This is a genomic window from Subtercola vilae (assembly GCF_004923255.1).
Taxonomy (GTDB): Bacteria; Actinomycetota; Actinomycetes; order Actinomycetales; family Microbacteriaceae; genus Subtercola; species Subtercola vilae.
Map to the genome: position 1 here is coordinate 56,841 of NZ_QYRT01000019.1, position 10,255 is coordinate 67,095.

Genomic DNA, 10,255 nt, shown 5'->3' on the forward strand with positions numbered 1-10,255 from the left:
TGTTGGGGGCCATCTGCTTAGCTCCTTCCGCCGCGTGTAGGGGCACGCGGCAGAAGGAGTAATGAAATGGTACGAAGGATTCAAGCGAAACTGGTGCTTCGACTCCGCGCCGAGGGCATGACGGGGCGCGCGATCGCTGCCGCGCAGGGCATGTCACGCAAAAGCGTACTGGCAGTGTTCGACGCCGCTGAGAAGGCTGGCATCAGCAGCAGCGATCTCACTGACCGCAACGATGCTGAGCTTTATGCGTTGCTGTTCCCGGGTCGGGGGGAGCACGAAAGTGTATTCGTGCAGCCCGGTTGGGAAGCGGTGCATAGGGAACTCGCCAAGGTCGGGGTGACCTTGAAGCTGCTGCATGGCGAGTATGTCGATGGGTGCGCCGTGGCGGGACGGCCGGCGATGGGTTACGACCGATTCTGTAAGGCATATGCAGCACATGCCCTGGTCACGGGGGCGGCGTCGCGGGTGGGTCACAAGGGTGGGAGGACGGTCGAGGTCGACTGGACGGGGCCGACGATGCAGCTCATCGATCAGGTGACGGGTGAGTCGTCGCGGGTATATTTGTTCGTCGCGTGCCTGCCGTTTTCCCGGTATGCGTTCGTGGAGCCGGCGTTGGATATGAGGCAAGATACGTGGCTACTGGCGAACGTTTCGATGTTTGAGTGGTTCGGCGGAACGGTTCCCCGGATCGTGCCCGACAACTTGAAGACCGGGTTGATCAAGCACCCGCGCGAGGGTGAGATCGTGTTGAACGACGCCTACCGTCAGATGGCTGCGCATTACTCGGTCGCGGTGCTGCTGGGCAAACCTCGGGCACCAAAAGATAGGCGTCAGTGGAAAATACCGTCTCTCATGTTGCCACCTGGGTGATCGCGGGATTACGCCATCGGAGCTTCGGAACGCTGCCCGAGCTGCGGTCCGCGATCCGGGAACGGATGGATGCCTATAACCGGGAACCGTTCCAGAAACGTGCTGGCTCCCGCCTCAGGGTGTTCGACGCCGAGGAGAAAGCACTACTGCGGCCGTTGCCGGCGACGCCGTATGAGATCAGCCGGTGGATCATCGGACGCCGGGTGCAAAAGAACGGGCACGTGGTGTGGGAGAAGAACTTTTACTCCGCTCCCTACGCCCATGTCGGTCAGGGCGTCGACCTGCGCGTCACCAGCCAGGTGCTGGAGGTTTATCGCAACCATGAGGGGCTCACCAGCCACCTGTTGTTTGCCGAGCATGTCGTGAACGAATACCGCACGAACGACTCCGACCAGCCCCAGGGCGAGAAATATCGGGAGTGGGACACGGTGCGGATCGGGGCCCGGGCGGAGCGGGTCGGCCCGCACATGGTGACCGTCGTGAACAGGATCTTCGAGGCCGTGCCGGTGGAAGAACAAGGTTTCGACGCCGCCCTCGCCGCGCTGCGGCTGTCCCGCCGCTACTCCGCCGAGAGGTTGGAGAAAGCCTGCCAGATCGCGCTCGACGGTCGCGTCCGCTCACCCCGGTACGCGCACCTGCAACCGATCTTGGAAACCGGGCAAGACAAGATCGGTACCCGCAGGCTGCCGCGCTTTGAACCTGTTGAGCCCGAGTCCGGCGGCTATGTCCGCGGCGCCGAGTACTACGCCGGAGGTGATGCACGATGAGGCGGATCGATATCGAGACCAAACGCAAACTCCGCGAAATGGGTGTAGCCACCCTGCTGGATGCGTTCGACGCGCAGGACGACGTCCTGACCTTGGGGTTGGCGTTCGAGGAGAAGATCAAGCTCGCCGTCGATGACGCCCACTCCGTCTTCACCCAAACCAAGGTCGAGGGACTGATCCGTCGGGCGAACCTGCGCTACCCGAACGCTGACCTGCACCGGCTGGACCTCGTCGAAGAACGCGGCCTTGACCGGTCCGTCATCGCCGGCCTCGGCACGTGTTCGTTCATCGACCGGCAACAGAACGTCGTCTTCCAAGGCTTCACCGGGTCGGGGAAATCGTATCTGGGGTGCGCGTTGGCGAAAGCGGCGTGCTTGCACCGGGTGCGGGCGCATTACATCCGAATGCCCGAGCTCGAAGAGGCCTGGCAGCTGGCCCGCGACAAACCTTCCGGGCAGACGAAGTTCCTGAACAAGTACTCGTCGTTCACCCTGTTAGTGATCGATGAGTGGCTGCTGGACGAGCCCGACGAAAGCACCAGAAGCATGCTGCTGGAACTCCTCGAACGCCGCTACGACCAGACATCGACGGTGTTCTGCACCCAATACGCCCAACGCGATTGGCACCAACGCCTCGGCTCCGGAGTGCACGCCGACGCGATCATGGACCGCATCGTGCACAACACGCTCTGGGTCGAGACCGGCGGCCACAACATGCGAGAACACACCGCCAGCCAAGCCAAGCCAAGGCATAACCTGTCGCGCGGTCGAGCGTCAATGGCCCCCAACCGCGCAACAGCCCGACCCCGAAAGGCAATACCGGTGGCCCCCGAAGGCAATATTCACTGGCCCCTACACAGGCAAATACTCAACTCGCGCCAAACCTAGTGGATCCAAGTACACTCGATCAGCACGGCTCGGTATTGCAAGCATGACGCCGAACCAGACCGAGTTACATACCGAAGGAGCTATCGCCATGACCAAAGCTGTCGCTAGAGATCACTTCGAAAATGCTCTCCAGTCCGTGCGTGCCGCCCAGATCCTTGCAGATGGAGAGCCAGCTCGTCTTCTTGAGCTCGCCATGCTGGAGATCAGCGAAGGCCTCAGGTCGCTCGACCCCTCTTCGTCTACGCGCCTCATCGAGCCCGAATACAGCGCTGGCGAGATGATCCCAGGCGAAGGTGTCTATAACCGATTTGAGGCGTGATCAGAGGCGATCAGTAGGCCCCGTCACTTCCAAATACTGCTCGTGCCGTCTTCATGAGAATCACGAAGTCGCCCACCATCGACCAGTTCTCGACGTAATAAAGGTCTAGTCGAACCGAGTCTTCCCACGACAGGTTCGAACGGCCACTGACCTGCCAGAGACCTGTGATACCTGGCTTTACGAGAAAGCGTCGGTGTACGTGAGTGTCGTAGAGGTCGACCTCCTTCTGCAGAGGCGGACGCGGGCCGATAAGCGACATTTCACCGCGGAGCACATTGATGAGCTGAGGTAGTTCATCGAGGCTGTATCTACGAAGCCATTTGCCGATGGGGGTGACGCGAGGGTCGTCTCGCATCTTGAACAGAACGGTGTTCCCTTCAGCCCGGTCGGCGGATTCGAGGTCAGACAATTGCGCCTCAGCGTCGACGACCATAGACCGGAATTTGAGCATGAAGAACAGCGAGCCATTCAGCCCAACACGCTGCTGCCTAAAAAAGACAGATCCTGGCGTGCTGAGCCGGATGCCCATCGCGACTAGAGCAAGCACCGGAGACAGCACAAGCAGAAGAGAACCCGACGTGACCAGATCGAAGAGCCGTTTCTGATACCTCTTGAAGCCTTCGTATCGTGGAGTCTCGACGTGGATGAGGGGCAATCCGGCGACGGGCCGGGTGTGAATACGAGGTCCACCAATATCGGTCAGGCTGGGCGCAACAACCAGATGCTGCCGGCCCGGTTCGAGTGACCAGCTCAGTTCACGGATACGCTCTGGCGAAAGCTCATCGGAACTTGTCAGAACGACCGTGTCAGCCCCCGTCGCGACGATAGCCTGCATCACTCGGTCGACGGAGCCCGCGACAGGAATTTGCGTTCCTGGCAAATAGTCGGCAATGCGCCCGCTTGGCAGGCACGCTCCGACAACGAGATAGCCCGCGTGAGGTTGACTGGCGAGTTGTCGAGCGGTGTGAATCACCGAGACTTCAGACCCAACGAGTAGAACTTTTGCCGTGAAACGCCCCTGCTCACGCTCTTTGCTGAGCCACCTTCGCCAACGCCAGCGTGAGCAGATCAGGCCGAGCGTTCCAATGGGAAATGCGACCACGAAGTAGCCACGGCTGAAGGCAAATTGTAGGAGAAACGCAACGATCGCGAACACTCCGAACAATCGGAGACTCGAATCGAAGACTATGCGATACTCGGCCGTTCCCGTTCCCGCCACTCGATCGGCTCGTGAACCGTACGCACTGAGAATCAGGGTCCAGCTCACAATCAAAATGAGAGAGAGCACCGAATAATTCAGTAAGAACATCGACGCGAGACCAGCTACCTGCGCTGACGCCCACCCAAAGAACAGAAACTGCGAACCAAAGACCACAACAACGATGACGGCAAAGTCGGTAATGGCCAATCGTCTTCGGTAGATGTCACGCCAATCGCGTTCGCGGGGGGCGCGAAGCGCTGTCTGATTCACGACTTTAGAACTCAATGATTCCCCCGAGCTATAGACAAGGGTCGACGTCGTCCCGAGCTGAAAAATTTAGAAGGTCGTGGTTCACAGAACGATCAGGCAGGGCAACGCTTACACGCCTTTACATACTGCCTCTGCTCATGATACTGACGAAGCAGCCTTCGCAGAACGTCGATCTTTTGCGGTGCTCTTTGGCTCTTCCTCCAAGCCATACCCATAGCCATAGCCATAGCCATAGCGGCCGTAACCGTACGAGTCGGGCCCCTTCGTCGGAAGCATAGTCAAAACCACACCCGCGATCTGCGAACCGACGTTCTTCAGCGCGGCGACCGAGCCTTTGAGCTGGCCCCTGTGCGCTTTTCCCGCTCCCACCATGATGAGAGCACCGCCGGTGTGTTTCGCGAGAATCGAGGCATCCGTCACCGGCAACAGCGGCGGTGCGTCGAAGAGAACAAGGTCGAATTGCGATTCGAGAACGGCGATTAGGCGAATCATCGATTCGGATCCGAGAAGCTCACTCGGGTTCGGCGGGATACGGCCCGCAGGGAGAACCATCAATCCGTTTGTTCCCCAGCGCTGAAGAACGTCAGACAGTTCGGCGCGACCGACCAGGACGTCGGTCAAGCCTGCGCCACCTTCGATACCCAAGTACTCGGCCAGTTTGGGCTTTCGAAGATCGGCGTCGATGATGACCACACGCGTACCAGCAGCGGCGGTGACGATGGCCAGGTTTGCCGACGAGGTGCTCTTACCTTCACCGGGTATAGAAGAGGTGATGACGTAGCTCCGCGGGGCTTCCGATGCCGTCAAAAACTGCAGGTTGGTGCGAAGAGTTCGAAAAGACTCAGACCGCGGGCTGCGGGGGTCGTCTTGAACGACGAGTGGGCGTTCGGTCGCCCGAGGGTCGAACGCGATGCCCCCGAGAATCGGCGCATCAGTGACGAGCTCGACATCGTGCTCGTTTCGAATCTTTGTGTCGAGCGCGAAACGGAGACTCGCCACAGCGATTCCTGCGATGATGCCGATGACAACGCCGAGAAGGATATTCAGTCGAGTGTTCGGGCTCACTGGGATCGTTGGAACCAGCGCCTCCTGCAGAACCGTGATCTTGACGGGTGAAACACCCGTGGCATCAGCGGGTACGAGTTGCGAAACAACCGTTTGGAAACTCGCCGCAATCGCGTTCGCAGTAGCAGATGCTCGCGCAGGATCGGAATCTGTCACATCGATGTCGACTACAACCGTTCCAATCGCAGTCGTCGCCACCACTTTGTCGGCAAGGCTCTGCGCCGTGGTATCAAGCGACAGCGATTTGATGACAGGGTCGAGAACCGCCGGGGTCGTGATGACGTCGGTGTAGGACTTGACCTGGTTTTGGGTGAAGGCACTACCCTGGCTCAACTCGCTCACCGTTCCAGCAGACTGAACGGAGACGAATACTTTGCTTCGCGCTTGGTACTGCGGCGTCTGCAAGATTGAGAAGATCGACCCCGAGGCGACTCCCACCAGCATGAGGGCCAGGATCAGAACCCAGCCCTTTCGAAGGACCCGAAGATAGTCGCGAAGCTCCAAGTAGTTCAGCCTTTCGTAACGTCACTCAAACTGGTGACAAGCAATCCACCCATCGTGACATAGTGCCATCTCATTTGTGCGCACATTCGTTTCGCGCTCGTTACGGCTGGAGACGATGAAGCCGCAGAACCCTCGCGACCTGCTCAAGTGCCGGCATGAGTTCTGCCACGGACTTCTGGTAAATCTCGTCGCCCTTGCCGTAAGGGTCTGTGACATCGTCATCTCCCGGGCTTTCAGCCTGATCGACACTTCCCCGTTGGCCCCTCACCCTCGCTACGAGAAGTTTCATACGTTCAGATGGATCACCCGTGCCTATGAGCGATTTGGCGAGCTCCTGGTCAGTCAGACTTGCCGACAGTCGTGCGAACTCGCGAACGGTGAAGGTGACAGGAATTTTTTTTGGTACCAGCTCAACGATGGCCCTGCGATGACTTCGCGACATCGCAAGCAGCAGATCGGCCTGCTGAACGAGCCGCTCGGTCAAGTAAAGTGCTCGATGTTCTGATGCATCCAACCCGAGCGACAGCGCAATGGCTGCTGTCTGCGGGGTTACGGGGTCGCCCTCACCCGCCACGACGCCGGCACTCTCAACCACCACATTCGGCTCATCACGAAGAGCCGATTGCAGCTGGAGTTGCGCCAGCGGTGAGCGGCAGATGTTGCCAGAACAGACCGTAAGAATCTCAAAATCAGCCACGCATTCCCCTAACATCGATGGCCCAACAGTGTCAGTGTAGAAGTACCGCGAGTGCCTATCGAAACAGTTCGGCGAGAGTTGAAGTCGCTCGGTGAATGGATTCGCCGACAGTAGCGTGCACCTCGACTGATTTGCGGTACGGATCGATTATGTCGAAGTCAATCGACCCGCGCGTAAGCTGACCTCGCATCATTGCGGCCTGAACGACAATGCGCCTCCGCCGTTCGTTGACGCGAGTATCTGCCTCAGAGTCAGTGTGAAGAACTTCTACGATTTCTGCGAACTCTCGAAGCAGAAACGTGCGCTTCAACAGGTTCGGATAGCGACTCACGATGTCGGTCTGGTGTTTTCGCGTCATGGTCAGAATGAGATCTTGGCGAAGACTCGACTCCCGGTCGACTTTGTGACTTATCGCATTCGACGGATCGCCACCGTAAAGCACCGACTGCTGCGCCGACAGGGGGTCCATTGGAACGCCGTCGATCGTCTGCAATCCCGCACTCGTTACGACGACATCATTCTGTAGGTTCGCTCGCATGCCGGCAGTGAGAAGCTGCTCTGCCAGGGGTGAACGGCAGATGTTGCCTGTGCACACAAACATGACAGCGAACTCACGTGCGGCCATTCCCTCTTCACGAGGCGACACCAGACTCCGACGACTGCGTCGGCTGACGGGTTCGGCCGATGCGGCTGCGTGATTGCCGGTTGATGCGCTCAACTAACGCGAATCCGTGCCGGTTCGAATCGGCACGACGTTGTTGACAACCGCCGCAGTGTCTTCGGCGGAAACACGCTTGGTCGCATGTTTCGTGTCGCCGTCTGTTCCGTAGTACGACCCGTAGTAGTAGCCGTAGCCCCGACCAAGGGCACCCTTCGTGGGAACACGGTTCAGAATCACGCCGAGGGTCTTTCCATTTGTCTTGGCAATGTTCGTCAGTGCTTTGCCGAGCTCGTCGACTGTGGTCTTGCCCGCGGAGATGACGACTATTGCGCCGTCGGTACGAGCGGCGAGTACCGCGGCGTCAGTAACGGGAAGCAACGGTGGCGCGTCGACAAGAACGATTGCATCGCGAGACAGCTCGTGCAGCAGGATGCTCATACCCTGCGAACCGAGCAGTTCACTCGGGTTCGGCGGAATGGAACCAGCGCCGAGAATCAGGAGGTTACCTGAGTTGCCCCACGGCTGGAGAACATCTTGGATCTCTGCCTTGCCGATGAGCAGATCGGTGATTCCGACGCCCGGCACAAGCCCGAACGCAGTGGTGACAGACGGCTTGCGGAGGTCACCGTCGACCACGACCACTTTTTGGCCCGCGGCCGCCAACGTGACGGCCAGGTTCGCTGTCACCGTTGACTTACCGTCGTTCGGTAGCGGAGAGGTGACAACGATAATTCTCGGCGGATTGTCGACGTTCATGAACTGCAGGTTGGTACGAAGTTCTCGCAGCGCCTCAGCGAGAGCGTACTGCCCGGATTCTGTCGCGTAATCGGTACTGTCTGCCTCGGGAACAATTCGGTGTTCGTCGTCGAGGCGTTTGTCTTTTGGAAGCGTGCCGATAACCGAAAGCCCGAATTGACGCTCTACCGCTTCGACCGTGCGAATGCGCCGGTCGAGCAGATTTCGTACAAACGCGTAGGCCAACCCCAGAATAAGGCCGATGAGAGCACCCACCCCGATTGTGAGTCTCACGTTGGGAAAGATGGGCGTCGAGGGCACGACTGCCGACTCGACCGGTACCAGAAAGATGCCGTCACCGGTGGTTGAGCCTGCCGCGGAGCTCCCTGCGACCAGACTCTGCGCTTCGATCGACTTGATTTGAGCGGCAAGTCCATTGATCCACGCATCGGCGAGACTCTTCGCACCTTCGGCGGTCGATGCCTTAGCTGTCACATTGATCGTGGGGGTGTCTTTCACATTCGAGACCGAGACGTTGCTTACGAGGGCTTCAGGTGTGGTTGCGAGCCCGAGCTGCGTTATGACGAGCTGCGCGACGGCCCGCGACTCCCCGACCTGAACGTAGGTTGTGGCTTTTGACTTCGACAGTGAATCGCCGACAGCGTTGGAGCCGATGTCGCCGTTCGACTGCAGCGATACGATGCCGCTCGCGTTGGCCGAGTACACCTTTGCCTGGGTGAAGGTCCAGCCGAACGACAGAATTGCCCCAACCAGCGTGATGAGCACGATACCCGCCCAGTGCGCGCGAAGTACGCGAAGGTAGTCAGAGAGCTCCACTGTGATTCCTCAATGTGTTCAGAGTCTTTAATCGAGCGTAAACGCAACTAAGGCCGCAGTTTAGCAAACTGCGGCCTTAGGAGCTTTGGTGAAACTGCTTGACTAGTTGGTGGCGACCGAGGTGCCGCTCACGTTGTCGTTGTCAGACTCGAGGGAGACGCTGATCTGCGGCTTGTTCGTGCCGGTCCATTTGACGGTGGGAATGGTGACGGTGGTGCCATCGGCGATCGGTGCGTGAGTGAAGACCAAGGTGCCTGCACTGCTCGACGACTGGATCCAGCCCTGCGCGGTGAATCCGGCGGTGTCGGGCGGGCTCATGGTCCATGAACCGGTCGTGCGCCACGCGAAGGTCAGCGTGAGGTTGCCCGACGTGGTCGTGGTGCCGGCAGCGTTGTAGTTCATGTAGCCGCCGCTGTAGGTGGCCGTGCGCACGGTGGCGCCCTGAACGACACCGATGCTGCCGCCGACGGCTGCGGTCGGCAGAGTGACCGAGGCCGCCTGCGCGGGAGATGCTACAGCGAGTGCAATGACGGGAACTGACCATGCTGCACCAAGAGCAACCTGGCGACGGCTGAGGCCACGCTTCGGCTCGGCATCAACCACGGAGTCTGACAGTGGAGCTTCGTTTTTGGAGTTCACGAGCGTGACCTTTCATTTGAGACGTGCCAGAAGGAATAGAAATCATTCGCCACACGCCCTCAAGTGCGACGAGAATTTCCAAATCACAACGCATGAGGCAGAAGTTTTCGTGTGAGAAAGTTATCAGTCAAAAACGACGCTATTCGTTGGTATCACCCGAAAACTGGGCAAAAACTGCGGTGTTAATGAGCTTGTACAACGATTTACACCCGTTTGGGGGACAATAATTGAAGAGTTGGCAACCGCGTTTGGGCGCAAGCGGAATAGCGGCGGCTCGCCGTCACTCGTAACGCGCGCGTTACATTTCTCACCCAAATGGGGGCAGAAAAGTCGATACTCTTACCGCATGACCACACCTGTCACCAAAGTTGTGATTCCGGCGGCCGGCCTGGGAACACGTTTTCTTCCTGCCACGAAAGCGATGCCGAAAGAGATGCTGCCAGTGGTCGACAAACCGGCCATCCAGTACGTCGTCGAAGAAGCTGTCGACGCGGGGTTGGTCGACGTACTTGTCGTCACAGGGCGCAACAAGCACGCTCTCGCCAACCATTTCGACCGCGTCACCGAACTCGAGCAGGCGCTTGAGCTGAAGGGCGATGGGCACCGACTGAAGATGGTGCACGCCTCTACGGGTCTGGCTGAGATGCACTACGTGCGCCAGGGTGACCCGAAAGGTCTCGGGCACGCCGTGCTCCGCGCGAAAATGCACGTCGGGCACCAACCCTTCGCCGTGATGCTCGGAGACGACCTCATCGACGCCCGCGACACACTCCTCACCAAAATGCTCGAAGTACAAGAACACA

General features: G+C 59.0%; 8 protein-coding genes and 2 pseudogenes. 4 read left to right on the plus strand and 6 right to left on the minus strand.

Going from position 1 to position 10,255, the window contains the following annotated elements:
• Positions 1-66: 66 nt before the first annotated feature.
• From istA to D4765_RS11030, 3 genes and pseudogenes are all read left to right on the plus strand, one after another.
• A pseudogene (gene istA / locus D4765_RS11020) lies at positions 67-1,637 on the plus strand (IS21 family transposase).
• A pseudogene (locus D4765_RS11025) lies at positions 1,634-2,368 on the plus strand (ATP-binding protein); the annotation flags it as partial. The pseudogenes istA and D4765_RS11025, both read left to right, overlap by 4 nt.
• Before the next feature lie 244 nt (positions 2,369-2,612).
• The gene (locus D4765_RS11030) at positions 2,613-2,843 is read left to right on the plus strand and encodes a hypothetical protein (RefSeq protein ID WP_136642354.1); all 231 of its coding nucleotides are present in this window, start codon (positions 2,613-2,615) and stop codon (positions 2,841-2,843) included.
• Positions 2,844-2,853: 10 nt separating this feature from the next.
• Here the strand turns inward: D4765_RS11030 and D4765_RS11035 are convergent, their stop codons facing one another.
• The 6 genes from D4765_RS11035 to D4765_RS11060 all read right to left on the minus strand — a co-directional run bounded on the left by D4765_RS11035 (position 2,854) and on the right by D4765_RS11060 (position 9,452).
• Positions 2,854-4,251 (minus strand): sugar transferase, encoded by a 1,398-nt coding sequence (locus D4765_RS11035; protein WP_237280385.1) that lies wholly within the window; start codon positions 4,249-4,251, stop codon positions 2,854-2,856.
• 198 nt (positions 4,252-4,449) lie between these two features.
• Positions 4,450-5,883: a tyrosine-protein kinase domain-containing protein gene (locus tag D4765_RS11040; RefSeq protein WP_136642356.1), complete on the minus strand. Its 1,434-nt coding sequence runs from the start codon at positions 5,881-5,883 to the stop codon at positions 4,450-4,452.
• Between the two features lie 100 nt (positions 5,884-5,983).
• Positions 5,984-6,580: an arsenate reductase/protein-tyrosine-phosphatase family protein gene (locus D4765_RS11045; protein ID WP_161580424.1), complete on the minus strand. Its 597-nt coding sequence runs from the start codon at positions 6,578-6,580 to the stop codon at positions 5,984-5,986.
• Positions 6,581-6,635: 55 nt separating this feature from the next.
• Complete coding sequence (locus D4765_RS11050) at positions 6,636-7,205, minus strand: arsenate reductase/protein-tyrosine-phosphatase family protein (protein ID WP_136642358.1); 570 nt, start codon at positions 7,203-7,205, stop codon at positions 6,636-6,638.
• Between the two features lie 93 nt (positions 7,206-7,298).
• The gene (locus tag D4765_RS11055) at positions 7,299-8,813 is read right to left on the minus strand and encodes a tyrosine-protein kinase domain-containing protein (RefSeq protein ID WP_136642359.1); all 1,515 of its coding nucleotides are present in this window, start codon (positions 8,811-8,813) and stop codon (positions 7,299-7,301) included.
• Positions 8,814-8,915: 102 nt separating this feature from the next.
• The gene (locus D4765_RS11060; protein WP_136642360.1) at positions 8,916-9,452 is read right to left on the minus strand and encodes a hypothetical protein; all 537 of its coding nucleotides are present in this window, start codon (positions 9,450-9,452) and stop codon (positions 8,916-8,918) included.
• Between the two features lie 346 nt (positions 9,453-9,798).
• Here D4765_RS11060 and D4765_RS11065 point away from each other — a divergent pair.
• On the plus strand, positions 9,799-10,255 hold a 457-nt coding region (locus tag D4765_RS11065), incomplete at its 3' end, for a UTP--glucose-1-phosphate uridylyltransferase (protein WP_148671249.1).